This is a genomic window from Streptodolium elevatio (genome assembly GCF_053592165.1).
This window is the reverse complement of record NZ_JBSFVE010000012.1, coordinates 158,064-176,482: the sequence shown is the minus strand read 5'-3', so window position 1 is coordinate 176,482 and position 18,419 is coordinate 158,064. Positions and strand designations below refer to the sequence as shown.

The following is an 18,419-nucleotide window of genomic DNA, read 5'->3' as shown; positions in this document are numbered from 1 at the left end:
GAATTGCAAAGAGATGCGGAATGGAGAATACCGGTTCAGGCGGCGGAGGCGCTTACCGGGGAGCACCGCGGCAGAGGCAGGCGCGCATGCACTCCGTGTCCGGAGCGGTGGATCCGGAATTCCGTGGCGTCGAGCCGGGCCCGGGCCGCCGCGCGCGGTACACCGTACCTGCCGAGCAGGAGTTCCAGTGCCTGCGACTGGCACTGCGCCAGGGCCCGGTCCACGTCGGCGTCCAGACCGAGCGGCACCAGGTGGTCCGGCGTGGTGACGTACGGCCGACGCCCCGCCCCCGACCAGTGGCGCACCTCGGCCTGCGGGATCACGTCCAGCCGCACCGTCGCGCGCAAGGGACCGTGCCACACGAGGCCGGGCACGCCGCGCAGCGTCCCGTACCGCGGACCGCCCAGGTGGAACAGCGCACCCGGCACCTGGACGGGCAGGTGCAGCGTTGCCCCGACGGCGAGTTCGGGCAGATCCAGGTTGCCGCCGAAGGATCCGGCACGTGTCGAGTGCCGGCGCAGCCCGTCCGACGTGGCCGCCCCCATCACGCACAACGAGGGCCGGAATTCGAGCGGCGTGCCGTCGCCCAGAGCCCCCATGCGCGTCACCGGGTCGAGGTGGCACAGCCGTTCCGGTCCCAGTCGCCCGCGCGGCGCGACGACCCCGTACCCGGACCGCGGGGCCAAGTCCTCGATGCGCACCGCGAGTACATCCCCCGGCCGGGCCCCGCGCACCTCGATCGGACCCGTGACGACGTGCGGCCCGTCGACGGCCGGCTCGTGGGCCGCCCCCGACTCGGCGAGCGCCCGCAAGTCCGCGGGAACGTCCTGCGGATCGATCCCGAAACCCCCGAAGTACGCCACCGGGTCGCGTCCTTGATCCCCCGTCAGACCTTGGTGGGGAACCGTGTCCACGAGTACGGTGTCGCCCGTCCCGACACTCATGACGGGTCGGTCGACGGCGCCCGGCAACCACCCCCACAACACGGTGCCGGGCCGCGACACCAGCAGATCTCGGGACATGTCCGAGGTTGTACGCCCGGCCCGTAACCGGCTCGGGTCGGCGCGGTTACGTACCGGTTTCGCGGCGGATCGCCGGGGCCGTAACCCCTCGGTAACCCGACGGCAACAGCCCGCCTCCACAGTGGTCGCACAACACTGTTCACCCGCACCGGAACCATCCACGCTCCCCGGCGCATGAGGAGATGCCGTGACCGACACGACCACTTTGACCGGCGTGATGCTGCCTGATGGTCGCGTCCGCAACGTCGTCCTCCGGCACGGCAGCGTGAGCCACATACGTCCGGTCGGCATACCCGATATCGGGCAGTCCGCGATCGACCTGACCGGCTATCTGCTGCTCCCCGCGCCCGTCGAACCGCATCTGCACCTGGACCGCGCGCTCACCTGGGAGCCGATCGGCAGCGACCCGGACGGGCGGGACGGCGCGGTGCGTTCGTGGCGTGCGTCGCCTTCCCGGTACGGCACCACCGACCTGCGGCGGCGGGCACACAGCGCACTCCAGGCGATGTCCGCGAACGGCGTCACCGCGGTACGCACGCACATCGACATCGGCGTGGGCGCCGGCGCTCCGCTGCGCGCCGTCGAGGTCCTGCGGGAACTGCGCGAGGACCTGCACCGCGTGCTCGACCTCCAGATCGTCGCGGTCCCTTCCCCCGACCTGTCGGACCGCTCCGCGTTGGAGGCCTTCTCCGCGGGTGCGGGCCTGCTGGGCGGCCGTCCGCACCGCGCGGCGGACCCGCGTGCGGAGACGCGGCGGCTGCTGCGTCTCGCGGACCGTGCCGAGGTCGATCTCGACCTGCACCTCGACTACCAGCCCGACAGGCGCGTACTCGCGGTTGCCGATCTCGCCCGGCTGCTGCGCAAGTCGGGCTTCGGGCGGCAGGTGACCGCGAGCCACTGCGCGACGCTGGGCCTGTTGCGGCCGCCCGCGCTGGCGAAGGTCGTGGAGGCCATCGCGGCGTCGCGGATGGCGGTGATCGGCCTGCCGTCGACGCCGCGCGACGACGCGCGGGCGGCGGTGGCGCCGTGCGGGGGCCCGGGCCCGTTGCACGCGCTGCTGGAGGCGGGGGTTCCACTCGCGGCGGGCGGCGACCACGTGCGCGACGCCCTGCACCCCATGGGCCGCGCGGACGCCCTGGAGACCGCCTCGCTGCTGATGACGACGGGTCAGATCAGCGCGGACCAGGCGTACGCCGCGGTCAGCACCTCCGCCCGGGCGATCATGGGACTGCCGGTGGCCGGCACCGAGCCCGGGGCCGTGGCCGACCTCCTGGCGGTACGCGCGAGCAGCCTCGCCGAGGCCGTACTCACCACTCCCGCCGACCGTGTCGTGCTGCGCCGCGGGCGCGTCGTAAGCCGTACCTCTGGGCGGCGCACGCCCGCACTCCAGGGCCGGTCCGACAGCGGCTACGGCCGTCGCCGCGGCCGTGTCCCGGCGGGGGCCCGCTGACGCCGACGACCGATGCTTCCCCTGGGCCAGCCGCCGTCCGCCACTGGGATACGTCACGATCAGTCCCTATTTGACACTGCCTTGCCGCCCGCGGCGGACATGATCATCCGTCCGAATCGCTATGGCCATCGCTCCTTGCTCATCGCATGATGACCCGCGGGCCCCTCCCGGCCCACCGGTCGACGGCACGACGGCACGACGGCAAGGAGCGCGGCATGGGCACAGTAGAACTTTTGGACGGGCACGACACGGTCGGCCTCGCCGAGCTGGTGCGCACGGACCAGGTCAAGCCCGCGGAGCTCCTCGACGCGGTCGTGGCCCGGATGGAGGAGCGCAACCCGGCACTGAACGCGGTGGTGGCCACGCGGATCGACGCCGCGTACCGCGAGATCGAGGCGGGGCTGCCGGACGGTCCGCTGCGCGGCGTGCCGTTCGCGGTGAAGGACCTCGGGTGCGACGTCGCGGGACTCGCGACGACGAACGGCTCCCGGCTGTTCGCGAACAATGTCGTCGCGCACGACGGGATCCTCGCCGGCCGCTACCGCGCGGCCGGGCTCGTCATCGTCGGCAAGACCAACACCCCTGAGTTCGGCAAGAACGCGAGCACCGAGCCGCAGTTGTTCGGCCCGACCCGCAACCCGTGGAACACCGCGCACTCGCCCGGCGGTTCGAGCGGCGGCTCGGCGGCCGCGGTGGCCGCGGGCATCGTGCCCGCGGCACACGCCAACGACGGCGGCGGCTCGATCCGCATCCCCGCGGCATGCTGCGGCCTGTTCGGCCTGAAGCCGTCGCGCGGGCGGGTGCCGAACGACGGGGGCAACGCGGCGTTCGCGTACCCGCTCTCCATCGCCAACGCGGTCACGCGCACGGTACGCGACAACGCCGCGCTGTTGGACGCGGTCGCCGGCCCGGTACTCGGCGACGCCACCCTCGACCCGGCGCCGCCCGGCTCCTTCCTCGCCGCACTCGCGGAAAAGCCGGGCCGGCTGCGGATCGGCTTCGCGACGGCCGCCGCGGACGGCACACCGGTGGCCCCGGCGGGCGCCGAGGCGGTCCGGCGTACGGCCGCCCTGCTCGCCGAACTCGGGCACGACGTCGAGGAGTCCGCGCCGCGGTGGGACATGTCCGATGTCGTGTCGGTGCTGAGCCAGGTGATGGGCGCCGCGACCGGCGCGCAGATCGAGGACCACCTCGCCGCGCTGGGACGCGGGCTCGCCGACGACGACCTCGAACCCGCCACCCGCTGGCAGCACGACCGCCTGGCCTCCGCGACGGTCACCGACCTGAGCCGCGCGCTCCGGCTCGCCGAGACGCTCGGGCGCCAAATAGCCCCGTGGTTCGCCGAGTTCGACGTCTGGCTGACCCCGACGCTGGGTCTGGACGTGCCGGAGTTGGGCTGGATGGACACGACGCGCCTGGAGACCATGGCCAATGCGGGCAAGATGACGTGGTTCACGTCCGTGTTCAACGTGACAGGCCTGCCCGCGGCCTCCGTGCCGGCCGGGTTCGACGGCCGGCGTCTGCCGGTCGCGGTGCAACTCGCGGGCCGCATGGGCTCCGAGGCGACACTGCTGCGCGTCGCCGCGCAGTTGGAGGAAGCCGCGCCTTGGCCGTGGCAGGCCCCCTGGAACCCGGGCGCCTGACGCGCCGCGCGATCTGGTGCACGCGGCCCGGTGCCCGCGGCGGGGAATCCCGCCGCGGGCACCGGGTCCGAACTCACGCGGTGCCCGCGCTCATTCGCGATTCGAGGTCACTCGAGAACTGAGACCACGCGACACCTGAGGTCGTTCAAAACCTTGGGCTCATGCGCGGTCCGACGTCACGCCGCCGCTTCGGCCGGGGTCGGCTTGATCGGCGTGCTGGCGCGGCCGTCGACGCCGACCGGGATGTCGCCGTCGACCGTGGTGCGGTGCAGGACCCGGGTGACCCGGCCGAAGTCCGAGACCGCGCGGTGCTGCGTCGCCCGGTTGTCCCAGATCGCGACGTCGCCCGCCTGCCACGACCAGCGCACCGTGTTCTCGATGCGCGTGACGTGGCCCTGGAGCAGGTCGATCAGCAGCTTGGAGTCCTCGCGCGAGTAGCCCTGGATGCGCTGCACGAATCCGCCGAGCAGCAGCGTGCGTTCGCCGGTCACCGGGTGCACGCGGACCACCGGGTGCTCCGTCTCGTACTTCGTCGACGCGAAGACCTCCTGGTACTTCTTGAACGCCTCGGGGTCCTTGTCGGGCGAGAAGCCCGCGTAGTCGTACACGTTGGTGTGCACCGCCCGCAGGGAGTTCGCCAACTCCTTCAGTTCGGGCGTGAGTTCGTCGTACGCGGTGGCGGTGTTGGCCCACACGGTGTCGCCGCCGGCCTCCGGAATCTGGATGCCGCGCAGGATCGAGGCGAGCGGGTAGGCCGGCACGAACGTGACGTCGGTGTGCCACTGGTCCGCGGCGCCGCCGTACTCGCTGGTGATCGGCAGGACGTACTCGCCCTCCAGGTTCACCGTGGGGTGGCCGATCGGGGTGCCGAGCAGGCGGGTGAACTCCAGCTGCGTCTCGTCGGTCAGGTGCTCCTGGCCGCGGAAGAACACGACCTTGTGGGCGTGCAGCGCGTCGCGAATTGCCTGCACGGTGGCTTCGTCGAGGTCGCCGGAGAGGCGGACTCCGCCGATGACGGCGCCGATACGTCCGGCGACCTTCGTGACGGTGACGCCAGTGGCGGCAGCGGTGGCAGCAGGGGTGGTGGTGGTGGTGTCGAGCGTGGTGGCGGTCACGGGGATTCCCTTCCAACGGGTCACATGGCATGGCGGACAGGCATGGATCAGGCGGCTCAGGCGAGACGGAAGCCGGCGTCCGCGAACGGCGTACGGGGTGGCGTACGGGATCGGGACACACGGCAGCGCGCGACCGCCGCGCCATGGGCGCGGGAAGGCGTACGGCAGGGGCGGCGCGCGTCGGTCAGCGACAGTGCGCGCCGGGAGGCACAGGCAGATGGGAGATGCGGTGGCGGATCAGCGCGCGCATCGATGCTCCCCTCAGGCCCGGCAAGACCGCGGGCATGGGGCCCGCGTCACGTCGATTGTGGGCGAGATAGGTGCACTGGTCAACTATTAACGGATAGACATACCGCGACACACCCGTTTGAGTGTTGCTATTTCTGATGAACCATGACATTCGCGTCTTACTGTGAGGGTCCATCAGATTTCTGACCCTCCGGACGAGGTGAGTCGTGCGCTCCGCTCGTGGTGCAGCCCTGCTCGTCGTCGTCGCGGTCCTGGCCGCCGTGGGATTCGTGTTCCTGGCCAAGGACAGCGACGACAAGAGCGCCAAGAACGACAGTTCCAAGGCCCCGGCCGCGGGCAAGGACGACAAGTCCGTGCAGGCCGCCCCGCCGCCCGCCGGCGCCGTGACCCTGATCGGCGACGGTTCGACGTCCAGCACCGGCGTGCAGCCGAACCGCATGCCGATCGAGAAGCTCAAGCCCGGTGAGACTCCCCCGCAGTTCGTGGTCTTCTCGTGGGACGGCGTGGGCGAGGACAACCAGAAGCTCTTCTCGCATTTCCGCAAGGTCGCGCAGGAGTCCAACGCGACGATGACGCTGTTCCTCAGCGGCATCTACGTGCTCCCGGCCAGCCAGCGGGCGCAGTACCAGGGCCCGAACAAGGCCGTCGGCCAGAGCGACATCGGCTTCCTCGACGCCAACGAGGTGCGCGACACGATCGAGCAGCTCGGCCTCGCCTGGAAGGACGGTCACGAGGTCGGCACGCACTTCAACGGCCACTTCTGCGGCCCGACGGGCGGCGGCTCGTGGTCGGCCGCCGACTGGGTGAAGGAGACCGAGCAGGCGCTGAAGTTCGTCCAGACGTGGCGCACCACCACCGGCATCACCGACCTCCCCGCACTGCCCTTCGACTACAAGAAGGAGCTGGTCGGCGGGCGGGCGCCGTGCCTGGAGGGCCAGAAGGCGCTGCTGGAGGCCGCGCCGCAGCTCGGCTTCCGGTACGACTCCAGCGGGCCGGGCGGACGCCAGATCTGGCCCGCAAAGGCGAACGGCATCTGGGACATGCCGCTGCAGTCGATCCCGTTCCCCGGACACAAGTTCGAGGTCCTGTCGATGGACTACAACGTCATGATGAACCAGTCGCGGACGGTCAAGGGCGACCCGTCGAACCACGCGGCATGGGAGAAGCAGGCGTACGAGAGCTTCATGTCGGGCTTCAACCGCGCCTACAGCTCGAACCGGGCGCCGCTGATCATCGGCAACCACTTCGAGAGCTGGAACGGCGGCATCTACATGAAGGCCGTCGAGCGGACGATGCGCGACGCATGCGCCAAGGAAGGCGTGCGCTGCGTGTCGTTCAAGCAACTCGCGGACTGGCTCGACGCACAGGACCCGGCGGTCCTCGCCAAGCTCCAGAAGCTGAACGTGTCGGAGAAGCCCGACTGGGCGACCTTCCTGACGCCGGCCGCGCCTGCCGCGCCCCCCGCGGTCCCCGCGCAGCCGGTGCCGGGCGTACCGGCCGCGGTGAAGCCCGGCACCTGAGCCATCACCCGTACGAGGGGTGCCCCGGCGTCGACCACCGCCGAGGCACCCCTCGTACGCGTTCCGGGCGCGGGGGGCGTCCGGCGTGGGACCGCAATCAGCGGCGGAAATAAGAAAGTTCGTCGAAGGAGTCGGTCGGCACGGCCAGGCCGCCGGTGTCCATGACCGTCTCGAAGCCGTCGAGAAGCGCCCGCATCGGCGCCTCGGCCGCCTCACCGTCGGCCCTGTGCAGCCCCGGCGTGACCCCGAGCACGACGCGCGCCACACGTCCCGCCCCCACACTGAACAACTCACCGGTGCACGGCGCGAGTTCGTGGGCCAGCAGCCCGACGCACGCGGCCGTCTGCCCGGCGCGGAAGGCGTCCCGGAACGGCGGTGCGCCCTCGGGGCCGAACTTGGCGTCGTAGACCTGCTCGAAGCCCGATGCCGTCATGCGCGTCCAGGCCACCGGGAGAACGGCGTTGACCCTGATGCCGTCCGGGGCGCCCTCGATGCCGAGTACCCGGGTGAAGCCGATGATCCCGGATTTGGCGGTGGCGTACGGCAGCACGAACGGCATGCCGAACACCGACCCCGAGCACGTGTTGACCACGCGCCCGTACCCGGCAGCGCGCATGTGCCGCCAGGCAGGGCCGGTGACATGGAACGCTCCGTCGAGGTGCGTCCCGAGGACCCTGCGGTACTCCTCCTCGCCCAACGTGTCGACACCCGCCCCGCTCGGCGCCACACCGGCGTTGTTGACGACGATGTCGACGCGTCCCCAGGTGTCGAGGGCCGTCGCGACGATCGCCTCGCCGCCCTCGCGGGTGGCCACCGTGTCGGTGTTCGCGACCGCCTCGCCGCCCGCCGCGACGATCTCCGCGACCACCTCGCGCGCCGGTGAGCCCACGTCGCCGTCGCCCGCGTCCGCGCCCTCGCGCGCGCCCCGGATGTCGCCGCCGATGTCGTTGACGACGACGCGGGCGCCGTGCCGGGCGAGGTGCAGCGCGTACGCGCGACCGAGCCCGCCACCTGCCCCCGTCACGACCGCGACGCGTCCGTCGAAAGCCAACTCGTCCATGCCCTGCTCCCTCCCGTTCCCCAAATACTTGACCAAAGCAGGTACCTGGACACCGCAAGAGGCCGCGCCTAGCATCGACCGTCATGACCGACCCGGCCGACCACCGCCCCGCTCCGGCGCCACCGTCCTTCCACGGCCGGGCGGTTCTCGTCACGGGGGCGTCGCGCGGCATCGGCCTCGCGACCGCCGAGGCGTTCCTGCGGGCCGGTGCGGACGTCTGCCTCACCGCCCGCAAGCAGCACGAACTCGACGAGGCGCTCGCCCACCTGGACGGGATCGGCGCACCCGGCCGGGCCGTCGCGTACGCGGGCTCCGCCGGCGAACCGGAGCAGGTCGACGCCGCGGTCGCGTACGCCGTCGCCGCGTTCGGCCGGGTCGACGTCCTGGTCAACAACGCCGCGACCAATCCGGCGTTCGGCCCGCTGATGGACGTCTCGCTCGGCGCGTGGCGCAAGACCTTCCAGGTCAACCTCGACGGCCCACTGCTCTTCGCGCAGGCGGTGTGGCGGGCGTGGATGCGCGACAACGGCGGCGTCATCCTGAACATCAGCACCGAGGGGACGTACGGCGTCGCCCCGATGATCGGCGCGTACGAGATCAGCAAGGCGGCACTCGCCCACTTCACGCGGCAGCTCGCCGGCGAACTCGCTCCGGGCGTACGCGTCAACTCGCTCTCCCCCGGCCTGGTCAAGACCCGCATGGCGCGGGCCATCTGGGAACCCGACGAGGCCAAGGCCTCCGCCGGGATCCCCCTGGGCCGCATCGGTATGCCCGACGACATCGCGGGCGCGGCCCTGTGGCTCGCGTCCGACGCCGCCGCGTGGATCACCGGCGCCGACCTGATCATCGACGGCGGGTCCCGGGTACGCGCCGCCGCCGCGAAGCCCGCCGGCGGATCCCACGACGGCGTCGCCGACAACCTCCGCGGAGCCGCCACATGACCGCCACCCCCGCCGCGCCGCTCCTCGACCCCGCCCGGCTGGGCACCTGGCTCGACGGCCTCGGCCTCGCCCCGGGCGAGCCGGTCGAGCACTCCGCGCTGTCCGGCGGCAAGTCCAACGCCATGTTCCAGATCCGGCGCGGCGAACACGCCTGGGTGCTGCGCCGCCCCGCCGGCGTCGCCCTCGACCGCGCCGAAGACGGCCTGCGCCGCGAGTTCCGCATCTTGACCGCCCTCGCGGACACCCCTGTCCCGCACCCGCGCGCGGTCGCCTTCTGCGACGACCGCGGCGTCCTTGGCAGCGCGTTCTACCTCATGGCCCGCGTCGAGGGCTTCGCCCCGTTCCCCGAGGCCATCCCCGCGTCCTTCGGCACCGCCGGCACTCCCGGCACCCCCGGCACCCCTCCCGGCTCATCCCCCGGCCGTGAGATCGGCCTCGCCATGGCCGACACTCTCGCCGACCTGCACGCGCTCGACCCCCAGGCCGTCGGCCTCGGCGACCTCGGCCGCCCCGACGGCTTCCACGAACGCCAGGTCGGCCGCTGGATGAAGCAGTTGTCCGGCTACCCGGAGCAGGGCACGCTGCCCGGCGTCGAGGTCGTCACCTCGTGGCTGGGGAAGAACCTCCCGCCCGCGTTCACCCCCGTACTCATGCACGGCGACTACCACTTCGGCAACGTCCTGCTCGCCCCCGACCCCCCGCCGCGCGTCACCGCGATCGTCGACTGGGAGACCGCCACCATCGGCGACCCGCTGCTCGACCTCGCCGGGTTCCTCCGCATCTGGTTCGAGACCGGCCCCGCGGAGGGGAGCTCCTGGGACGAGATGGCCGCCCGCTACGCGACCCGCGCCGGCCGCGAACTCCCGGACCTCACCTACTACATCACCCTCTCGCGCTTCCGCCTCGCGGTCCTCCTCGAAGGCATCCACCAACGCGCCAAGTCCGACCCCACCCGCACCCCCCAACCGGGAATCGGCACCTACGCCCGCCGCCTCATCACCGACGCCGTGAAGTCACTCCGCTAAGCCGCGACCCACAACAGCCTCAGGGCCGGCCCGAGTAGCCACTCACGGCGTCCGGCCCGGGCCATGACGCCGGGAACGCATCGATCGAGGCCCGGTCTTCGAACAGAGCCACGAGGAACGCCGTCAGCCCGCCGTCAAAGGTCGACCATTCCGCTCCCTTGTCGCCGCAGACCACCACCGTCCAGTCATCCGGGTCGTCCGACTGCACGTTCCAGCAGCATTCGTCGCCGTTGATCGTGATCCCCCACACCAACAGTCCGCGCTGACCGTCGAACGGCGCGAAAGGGATCATGTCCTCCCAGTCCGGATCGGCGATCATGTCGTCCAGCCAGTCCTTGAAACCCGCCGAGGCCCTGGCCACATCGTCGAGTCCCGAACTGTCGACAACGGGCGGGATCACCAGGAGAAAGCCCCCGACCGACAGCCCGGGCAAACCTTCCGAGATCGCCTTGTAGTCACCGGGCAGCCGCGCACCAAGACGAGACTCGATCGCCGACCAGTCGTAGTCCCGACGATCGTCCGTGCCCGGCCGAAGGCCAAGCACTCGACTAATTGCCGCAAGTGTCTCGCACATACTTCGTCACCGACGCGTTGAGCGCGTTTCCTTCCTTCTTACCAGGCAGGTTGGGGATGATGACGTTACAGAACGGCGTGGTTGCGCCAGTCTTCCGGTCCATCAGGTACACCTGCATCATCACTGCCGACGGCTCCAGGTCCGTATCCCGGACGTAGATCGGCGTGGCCATGTACAGGGCCGCATACGGAACGTCAGCCCCGGACTTGTTCAGCTTGCGCCACGTGCGGTTTTCCACAGTCTGCATCCACGAGTTGTTCGTCGCGTGGTGGTAGCACGTGAAGAGATTCACCCGCTCGTCGCCAGTGCCCCCAGTCGCTTTGCGATGAAGTGGCAGCGGGCCCGGAAGTTGTCGCCGGGCGTATTCGGACTGGGCAGACCCGGCGTGTCCACGTCGGCATGGCTGCCGTCCGGATCGCCCTGGCAAATGATCCCCCACGCTCCGGTCGGTGTCGGTTCGGAGGCGTTGGGACCGTTGTTGCTGTAGGGGTGGTAATTGAGCCTCGCATCCTGAGGAGCACGACAGTGTCCCTGTCGTCATCGCCATCAGATCCCGACCCGGGAACCTGCGGGAAGCGGTCGAGGTCTTCGACGAGTTGGTCGGCGAATTCCTGTACGTCTTGGTCCGCCGACATTTGGTCGATGTGTTCCTGCGGCGGCGTGTAAGGCTGACCGGCGACCACTACGTCGGCGACGGACTGGAGGATCGCGCCTACCTGAAGGCCGGCTCGGATCATCGCGGCCACTGCTGCGGCCTGGTCCACCACTGCGGTTGCCGGGGTCGGCGGGCGGTTGGTGGGGGCGGTGGGGCGGTGCGGGGGCTTGGGCTTGACGGGGGGCTTGGGCTTGGTCGGGGGCCGACCGCTCGGGTTCTTCGGCGGCCTGGACGGACCCCGCGGGCCGGACGGGCCGGGCGGCGCGGTCGGGGTGGTGTAGGAGACGAGCGGAGGTGTCGGGAAGACGCACCAGTAGCAACTGTTGGCGACTCCGGCGGCGTACGCCAGGTCTGCGTCACCGCTGTACTGCGGGGATTGCCCGCCGCCACTGCCGCCGCTGGGCCCGTCGCCACTGCACGCGCCCGTGTAGTGGTCGGCGACCTCCCAGCCGACGTCCCACGCGACGGTTGCGATCAACCCCCAGGCTCCCCCGCGACGGGACACGGTCTTCACGGTCTTGGTGGTCCGGCTCTTGGTCCACGCCGGGACGCAGTGGCCCGTCGGGTCGGTGTTGCCGAGCGGATCGGCGTTGGCGTACCCGTATCGGTTGGCGTTGCCCGAGGGGCTCGGGTCGAGGGTCCAGGTGTCGCGGCTGCCGAAGCCGCCGGTTTCCGGGTCGTACCAGCGGGAGGCCATGTTGACCTGTCCGGTGGCCGGGTCGGTGTAGCCGCCCTGGTAGCCGAGGCTTCCGTTGGCGCCGGCCTGTGCGGTCACCTTGCCGAAGGGGTCGTAGGACTTCGATCCCGCGACGGCGACGGAGTCGTCCGGGGTGGTGGCCAGTCCGGCGACGACGTCGCCGTGCTGGTCGGCGATGGTGAGTTCCACCGAACCACCGTTGGCCGGGTCGCCGTTACGGGCGGAGAGCAGGGCGCCGTCCGGGTCCCTGGCGAACCTCGAATCCCCGGCCTTGACCAGGTTGTTCGTCGCTCCGTCGTAGCTGTAGTCGCCGTCACCGTCGCGCTTGGCCACGCGTCCGAGGGCGTCGTACTCGTAGGTCGTGTTGCCGTCTTCGAGCAGTTGCTCGAACGCGTCGTACTTCGAGGTGAAGACGAGTCCCGGCACCGTGGTCGTGGCGCGCGTGCCCCGCGGGCTGTAGGTGTACGACGTCGTACCCGCCGTCAGGAGGCGGATGCGTTCGTCGTACGTGGCCGTCGTGGCTCCCGCCTTGGTGCGGTTCCCTGCCGCGGGGTGTAGTCGATGTCGAGCTTCACGCCGTTGTTCGGCGCGGTGTCGAACTTCTTCCAGGTCCTGGGGTCGTTGAGGGCGGTGCGCACGGTGAGCCCGTGGTTCGGCTGTCCGTTGGCCCAGCCCTGGATCGCGTTCGCCCCGGCGGTGCCCAGGTCGACGACGCCCCAGCCGTCACCGCATCCGTCGCTCTCGTTGCCGCGGCCGAAGGTCGCGGAACTGAGGGCGCCTCCGTAGGAGGGCCCCGGGTAGCGCACCGTGCTCGGGTTCCACGCGGCCGTGTTCGCGTGCACGGTGACGGCGCGAGGGGCCTGGCAGTCGTACGTGTGCACGTTCCAGAGGTTCAGGCGGGCCCCGGTGATCAGGTGATCCTTCAGCGTCGTGGAGACCGAGCCCGTGTTGAGCAGGATCGCCGCGTTGTTGCAGACCCCACCGTCGCAGTTGTAGCCGAGGCGGTAGACGTCCGTCTGGAAGTAGTTGCGACCCTGGACGATGCTCACCGAGTTGGCCGCGGGGGTGACCTGCAGGGTCGGGTCGACCTTGACGGGGTACACGCGCCGGGGGTCGTCCAGCCACGCGCGGTCGAGCGTGACCTTGAGTGCCCACGCCCCCGGTGCGCGCTCGATCAGGGCGTACGAGACACCGCCCGAGGTGACGCCGTCCCCGGTCGCGGGGTTGACGGCGGAGTCCATCATCCAGCCCGCCGGAATGACGGCCCGGACCTCGCCGGCGGCGTCCTTGAGAGCGACGTTGCCCGCCTCGTCGAGGCTCGGCAACAGCCCTTCCAGCGCGAGCGGGAACGTCCATGTGTCGGGCGATTGGCGGGACTGGAGGTGGATCGTTTCCTTGAGGCTTCCTTCGTTCGCCTGGAGGGTCAGGTCGGCCATGTCACGCACACCTGAGAAGGTCACGGTGTCCCGGTCCGCGCGGCCGGTCGCGGGAGTGGCTCCGTCGAGGCCGAATCCGGCGGACTGCCCGTTTCCGACCCGCATCGTGGCCAAGGTAGGCGAGTTCGCCGCGCCGGCGATCGCGACCGGGTAGGCGCCGGCCTTCGTCTGCCAGCCGCCCTGGACGCGGCCTTGGTCGGCCGAGGCGACGCCGGCGCGTGCCGACGATCCGGGAGCGGTCACGAGTGTCGTGTCGATCGGCTCCCAGCGGCCGTCCTGCGTAAGAAAGTTGACCGGTTCCTCGGACACGCGCAGGGTGCGCGACCCATCGGCGTTGTCGAAGACCTGCGTACGTTCACCGCGTTCCGCGACCACCTCGGTGCTGGTGGCGGGGTCGTACGACGAGGACGCGGGGGCCTTGGGTGTCCGGGGCGGCGCGGACGACGGGTTCATGCCGACCGCCGGCCCCTGTTGGTGGGACGGCACGGACTGGACGACCGGTGCCGATTGCGAGGGCTCCGGGGAGTGGCCCTTGGACTCGACCGGGACCGGCAACAACGATTCCTCAGGAGGAAGCTCGTTCGACGCGGGGGCGCCGGGTCCGCCCGCCGCGGATTCGTCGAACCGCGTTTGCTCGGTGCCCACTTCATGGGGACGGCCGGCGGCCGATCCGGTTTCCTGGGTGGGACGTGGCTTGTCGGGGCGCTCCACGTCGGGTGCACCCGTCGCGGCGGCCGCCGAGACTCCCCCGAGCGAGAGCCCGGCCACCAATGCCAACACCACTGACACTGCTGCGAAACGGCGTGCGGGCGTGCGCGGTCCAGCCGACATGCGGAATCCCCCCAAGGAAGCCCACCGTAGGTTCGGCAGATCCAAGCGCAGCTTGATCAGCGAAATCAAGGTGCCTTCAGGGATATGTCGATATCCCATGTCAACTAACCGGTGCTCTGCGGTATTTGCCGCCCGAAGTCACCAACTCGCGGTGTTGAGGCGGCTCGTGGGTGGCGCCATGCGAACCTTCCGCAGGCCTGCGGCGGCTGGATAGCGGCACGTGGGTGGGGTCGGGAGGATTGGGCCGGCGTTCGGGGGGCTGGGGGCCGGGGCGCTTGGCGAGGCCGGTTCAGGAGGCTGCGTGCAGCGGTACGACGGGGGTCGCGGGCTGCGGACCGGACTCGGGTTCGCGGTTGCGGCACAGTTGATCTGGGGTCTGCAGCCTTTGTTCTGGCCGCTGTTGGACGGCATGACCACGGCGGAAATGCTGGCGCATCGGGTCTTGTGGTCGTGGGCCGTGGCCATGCTGGTGGTAGCCCTGCGGACTCGAACTCGGCGAGGCGTCAGGGAACTTGTCCGGGACCGACGGGCCGGGTGGACGTTGGCCTGCACCGGATTGCTCATGGGATGTGCTTGGGGGCTCTACATCTACGGCGTGGTGACCGGCCGTGTCGTGGAGACGTCGTTGTCCCTGTTCGTCGGACCGCTCGTCACGGCTGTGCTGGGGGTGGCGGTTCTGCGCGAACGACTGCGCGCGTACCAGTGGTTCGCGGTTGCGGTATCTGCGGTCGGCGTACTGGTGCTGGGGTGGGGGTACGGGGGTGTCCCCTGGGTCGCGCTGCTGATTGCCGGCACGGTGGCGCTGTACGGGCTGGTCAAGAAGCGGCTCGCAGTACCTGCCGTCGAGGGCATGGCGGTCGAGACGGTCTTCCTGACCCCGTTGGCGATCGGCGGCCTGCTGTGGCTCGGCGTCACGAATCGCCTTGTCTTTCCCGGCACATGGGGCGTCGCACCACTGGTGCCGCTTGCCGGGGTCGTGAGTACGCTGCCGCTCCTCTTCTTCGCCGCGGCGGTCAACCGCGTGCCGCTGTCGACGTTCGGACTGGTCATGTACCTGAACCCGGTGATCCAGTTCGCCATCGGGGCCTGGGTACTCGGTGAACCGGTGACGCCGTCGCGGTGGCTCGGATTCGGTCTCCTGTGGGTCGCGCTCGCAGTCTTCGCGCTGGGCGCGGTGCGCACGGCGAGGCGGGCGGTGGCGCACGAACCGGAGCCCGCGGACCCGGTGGCTGCCGGTCAGTGGTCTTCGCGGAGGGGCTGGGGGAGGTAGAGCGCTCCGGAGCCGAAGCGGGCGGCGGTGTCGTCGGGGTTGGAGATGGCGCACCGCTGGAGGGAGAGGCACCCGCAGCCGATACAGGATTCGAGGCCGTCGCGCAGGGTGGTGAGGGCGGCGATCTCGGCGTCGAGCCGGGAGCGCCAGCCGCGTGAGATGCGGGCCCAGTCGGCCTTGGTGGGGGTGCGGGACTCGGGGAGGGTCGCGAGCGCGTCGCGGATCTCGTCGAGCGAGAGGCCCACGTGGCGGGCGGCGCGGATGAAAGCGAGCCGGCGCAGGACGTGGCGCTCGTAGCGGCGCTGGCCGCCGCCGGTGCGGTGGGCGGTGAGCAGCCCCTCGCGCTCGTAGAACCGCAGCGCGGAGGCCGCGAAGCCGCTGCGTTTGGCGACTTCGGCCACGGTCAGCTGGTCGGTGTCCTTCATGGCCGCGAACCTCTTCCTGGCAAAGCTTGACCTGAAGTCAACTTTAACTTGCAGCATGGGTGACGGAAAAGGCCACTGACGAACCATCACAGGAAATGGGGATGATCCTCATGCCCGTCGCCCTCATCACCGGCGCCTCCCGCGGACTCGGCCTCTCGCTCGCACACGGACTCGCCGAGCGCGGCTGGACCCTCGTCGTCACGGCGCGCGGCGGCGACGAGCTCGCCTGGGCCGCCGCCGACCTGCGGACCGAGACCTCGGTCGTGACCGTCACCGGCGACGTCTCCGACCCGGGGCACCGCCGCGAGCTCGCCCGTACCGTCGCCGGCCTCGGCGGCCTGGACCTGCTGGTCAACAACGCCGGGACACTCGGCGTCAGCCCCCTCCCTCCGATCGCCGAGTACCCGGCGGCCGACCTGGAGTCCGTCTTCCGCATCAACACGGTCGCCCCGCTCGCACTCGTCCAGGCCCTCCTGCCGCAGCTCGACGCCGCGAAGGGCACCGTCGTCAACATCACGTCGGACGCGTCGGTCGAGGCGTACCCGGGGTGGGGCGGGTACGGCGCCTCCAAGGCCGCGCTCGACCACATCACCGGGACGCTGGCCGCCGAGAACCCCGGCATCCGGTTCTACGCCGTCGACCCCGGCGACATGCGCACGGTGATGCACCAGGACGCGTTCCCGGGCGAGGACATCTCGGACCGCCCGGAGCCGGGCACGGTCGTGCCGGCGCTGCTCGCGCTGCTCGACCGGCGCCCGGAGAGCGGCCGCCACCGCGCGTCCGACTTCACCGAGTCCGACTTCACCGAGTCCGGCATCACGGAGTCCGACCTCCGCGTGTCGGCCGACTCGACTTCCGACTCCCCTGCCGTTCCCGTCCCGACGTCCGTCGAGGAGCTGTCGTAATGAGCGTGATCGATTTGGCCACCGCCCGCACCCGGTTCACCCTTCCCGACGAACTCCACGCCTCCGAGCCGCCCGAGGCGCGCGGACTGTCCCGCGACGAGGTGCGCCTGCTGATCACCGACGGCCGGGCCGGCCGCGCCGACGACAGTGGTTCCGCCCCCGGAGCCGGCGGAGGCGAGGTACGCCACGCGCGCTTTCGGGACCTCGGCGGCCACCTGCGCGCCGGCGACCTCCTGGTCGTCAACACATCCGCCACCCTCCCGGCCGCGGTCGACGCGCAACGCTCCGACGGACGCGGTGTGATCGTGCACTTCTCCACCGAACTGGACGACGGGCGCTGGCTCGTGGAGATGCGTCCGCCGGAGAACGGCGGCGGCCCGGTCCCCGACGGCCGGGCGGGCGAAGCCGTCGCGCTGCCCGCGGGGGTGGAGATGACGGTCGAGGAGGCGTACCCGGATCCGGGCCTGACCAGCGGCAGCCGCCTGTGGAAGGTGCGGGTCGGCGCGGCCGTCCCGGCATACCTCAACGAGCACGGACGCCCCATCACCTACGGCTACCTGCGCGGGCGCTGGCCCCTCTCGCACTACCAGACCGTGTTCGCCCGCGAACCGGGCAGCGCCGAAATGCCCAGCGCGGCCCGCCCGTTCACCAATGACCTGGTGCTGGACCTGATCGCGCGCGGTGTCGTGGTAGCGCCGGTCACCCTGCACACCGGCATCTCGTCGCTGGAGGCGGGCGAACCGCCGCTGCCCGAGCGGTACCGCGTCCCCGAGCAGACCGCGCGGCTCGTCGAGTTGACCAAGCGCAACGGCGGAAGGGTGATAGCGGTCGGTACGACGGCGACCCGTGCGCTGGAGAGTGCGGCACTTCCGGACGGCACCGTGTTGCCGAGCGAGGGGTGGACGGAACTCGTGCTGGGTCCGGACCGGTCGGCGTACGCGGTCGACGGCCTGATCAGCGGACTGCACGCCCCCGACGCCTCCCACCTGCTGCTCCTGGAGGCCGTCGCCGGCCCCGACGTCGTCGGCCGCGCGTACGAGGCCGCGCTTGAGAAGCGCTACCTGTGGCACGAGTTCGGCGATTCGAGCCTGCTGCTCCGGTAGGCCCGCCACCCTCCCTGCCGCGATCGAGAGCAGAGCACAGCCCGGCGCAGCACCACGCAACACACCCACATGTGCTCCACCGCGCGAACCCAGATGAGGGGGTCCGCGCGGTGGAGTTCCCCCTTTTCACGGGTTTGTCCTCGGTACAGCCGGTGGGACACGCAGGTCGCGAAGCTCTCGTACGTCCCGAAGTTCGCGGACGAACCGCAGGCTGGGACGGCCGTCGACCTCCTCCTCGCCGACCGCCTCGAACCCGGCGCGGGCGAGCACGGCCAGCGACGCGGGGTTGTCGAGTGTGGTGACGGCACGCAGCGACAAGAGGCCGTAGGCGGCGCCGGCCCGCACGCAGACCGTGCGGACCGCGGCCGTGGCCACCCCGCGTCCGGTCGCGCGCTCGGCCACGCGGTAGCCCAACTCCGCCGTTCCGTCGGCCACATCGACGAGGTCGACGCGACCGACGACCTGTCGGGGTGCCTACGCCGCGCTGGGTGGAGGCCA

General features: G+C 71.1%; 16 protein-coding genes and 1 pseudogene. 8 read left to right on the top strand and 9 right to left on the bottom strand.

All coding sequences use genetic code 11. The features are described from left to right. Nucleotides 1–35 precede the first annotated feature (35 nt). Complete coding sequence (locus tag ACWD12_RS22765) at nucleotides 36–1,022, bottom strand: acetamidase/formamidase family protein (protein WP_450101047.1); 987 nt, start codon at nucleotides 1,020–1,022, stop codon at nucleotides 36–38. A gap of 187 nt (nucleotides 1,023–1,209) precedes the next feature. Between ACWD12_RS22765 and ACWD12_RS22760 the strand changes: the two genes are divergently transcribed. Next, complete coding sequence (locus ACWD12_RS22760) at nucleotides 1,210–2,472, top strand: amidohydrolase family protein (RefSeq protein WP_450101046.1); 1,263 nt, start codon at nucleotides 1,210–1,212, stop codon at nucleotides 2,470–2,472. A 215-nt stretch (nucleotides 2,473–2,687) separates the two neighbouring features. Next, nucleotides 2,688–4,115 (top strand): amidase, encoded by a 1,428-nt coding sequence (locus ACWD12_RS22755; protein WP_450101045.1) that lies wholly within the window; start codon nucleotides 2,688–2,690, stop codon nucleotides 4,113–4,115. 176 nt (nucleotides 4,116–4,291) lie between these two features. Here the strand turns inward: ACWD12_RS22755 and ACWD12_RS22750 are convergent, their stop codons facing one another. Continuing rightward, on the bottom strand, nucleotides 4,292–5,230 hold the full coding sequence (locus ACWD12_RS22750) for a TauD/TfdA dioxygenase family protein (protein ID WP_450101044.1): 939 nt from the start codon (nucleotides 5,228–5,230) through the stop codon (nucleotides 4,292–4,294). Nucleotides 5,231–5,685: 455 nt separating this feature from the next. Here ACWD12_RS22750 and ACWD12_RS22745 point away from each other — a divergent pair, with 455 nt between their 5' ends. Next, complete coding sequence (locus ACWD12_RS22745; RefSeq protein WP_450101043.1) at nucleotides 5,686–6,999, top strand: hypothetical protein; 1,314 nt, start codon at nucleotides 5,686–5,688, stop codon at nucleotides 6,997–6,999. A gap of 97 nt (nucleotides 7,000–7,096) precedes the next feature. Here ACWD12_RS22745 and ACWD12_RS22740 read toward each other — a convergent pair whose 3' ends face one another. Next, nucleotides 7,097–8,059 (bottom strand): SDR family NAD(P)-dependent oxidoreductase, encoded by a 963-nt coding sequence (locus ACWD12_RS22740; protein WP_450101042.1) that lies wholly within the window; start codon nucleotides 8,057–8,059, stop codon nucleotides 7,097–7,099. 83 nt (nucleotides 8,060–8,142) lie between these two features. Here ACWD12_RS22740 and ACWD12_RS22735 point away from each other — a divergent pair, with 83 nt between their 5' ends. Together ACWD12_RS22735 and ACWD12_RS22730 are read left to right on the top strand one after the other, a co-directional pair. Next, complete coding sequence (locus ACWD12_RS22735) at nucleotides 8,143–9,000, top strand: SDR family oxidoreductase (RefSeq protein ID WP_450101041.1); 858 nt, start codon at nucleotides 8,143–8,145, stop codon at nucleotides 8,998–9,000. Continuing rightward, a complete protein-coding gene (locus ACWD12_RS22730) occupies nucleotides 8,997–10,025 on the top strand; it encodes a phosphotransferase family protein (protein ID WP_450101040.1) in 1,029 nt (342 codons plus the stop codon). Before ACWD12_RS22735 ends, ACWD12_RS22730 begins: the two co-directional genes overlap by 4 nt. A 19-nt stretch (nucleotides 10,026–10,044) precedes the next feature. Here ACWD12_RS22730 and ACWD12_RS22725 read toward each other — a convergent pair whose 3' ends face one another. From ACWD12_RS22725 to ACWD12_RS22710, 4 genes are read right to left on the bottom strand one after another with little or no spacing between them, the layout of a single operon-like run. Beyond that, the gene (locus ACWD12_RS22725) at nucleotides 10,045–10,599 is read right to left on the bottom strand and encodes a hypothetical protein (protein WP_450101039.1); all 555 of its coding nucleotides are present in this window, start codon (nucleotides 10,597–10,599) and stop codon (nucleotides 10,045–10,047) included. Next, nucleotides 10,574–10,771: a hypothetical protein gene (locus tag ACWD12_RS22720; protein ID WP_450101038.1), complete on the bottom strand. Its 198-nt coding sequence runs from the start codon at nucleotides 10,769–10,771 to the stop codon at nucleotides 10,574–10,576. Before ACWD12_RS22720 ends, ACWD12_RS22725 begins: the two co-directional genes overlap by 26 nt. A gap of 22 nt (nucleotides 10,772–10,793) precedes the next feature. Beyond that, nucleotides 10,794–12,377 (bottom strand): RHS repeat-associated core domain-containing protein, encoded by a 1,584-nt coding sequence (locus ACWD12_RS22715; protein WP_450101037.1) that lies wholly within the window; start codon nucleotides 12,375–12,377, stop codon nucleotides 10,794–10,796. Nucleotides 12,378–12,433: 56 nt separating this feature from the next. Beyond that, nucleotides 12,434–14,170 (bottom strand): DNRLRE domain-containing protein, encoded by a 1,737-nt coding sequence (locus ACWD12_RS22710; protein ID WP_450101036.1) that lies wholly within the window; start codon nucleotides 14,168–14,170, stop codon nucleotides 12,434–12,436. Between the two features lie 268 nt (nucleotides 14,171–14,438). Between ACWD12_RS22710 and rarD the strand changes: the two genes are divergently transcribed. Further along, a complete protein-coding gene (gene rarD / locus ACWD12_RS22705; RefSeq protein ID WP_450101035.1) occupies nucleotides 14,439–15,488 on the top strand; it encodes an EamA family transporter RarD in 1,050 nt (349 codons plus the stop codon). On the opposite strand, the gene soxR is transcribed toward rarD, so the two are convergent. Further along, nucleotides 15,455–15,913, bottom strand: a complete 459-nt coding sequence (gene soxR, locus ACWD12_RS22700) for a redox-sensitive transcriptional activator SoxR (RefSeq protein WP_450101034.1) — start codon at nucleotides 15,911–15,913, stop codon at nucleotides 15,455–15,457. The genes rarD and soxR overlap by 34 nt on opposite strands. A 110-nt stretch (nucleotides 15,914–16,023) precedes the next feature. Between soxR and ACWD12_RS22695 the strand changes: the two genes are divergently transcribed. Both ACWD12_RS22695 and ACWD12_RS22690 read left to right on the top strand, forming a co-directional pair. After that, the gene (locus tag ACWD12_RS22695) at nucleotides 16,024–16,818 is read left to right on the top strand and encodes an SDR family NAD(P)-dependent oxidoreductase (protein WP_450101122.1); all 795 of its coding nucleotides are present in this window, start codon (nucleotides 16,024–16,026) and stop codon (nucleotides 16,816–16,818) included. Further along, nucleotides 16,818–17,921 carry an S-adenosylmethionine:tRNA ribosyltransferase-isomerase gene (locus ACWD12_RS22690; protein ID WP_450101033.1) on the top strand — a complete coding sequence of 368 codons (1,104 nt, stop codon included), beginning with the start codon at nucleotides 16,818–16,820 and terminating at the stop codon, nucleotides 17,919–17,921. Before ACWD12_RS22695 ends, ACWD12_RS22690 begins: the two co-directional genes overlap by 1 nt. Before the next feature lie 126 nt (nucleotides 17,922–18,047). Here ACWD12_RS22690 and ACWD12_RS22685 read toward each other — a convergent pair. Next, a pseudogene (locus ACWD12_RS22685) lies at nucleotides 18,048–18,383 on the bottom strand (GNAT family N-acetyltransferase); the annotation flags it as partial. Nucleotides 18,384–18,419: the final 36 nt, after the last annotated feature.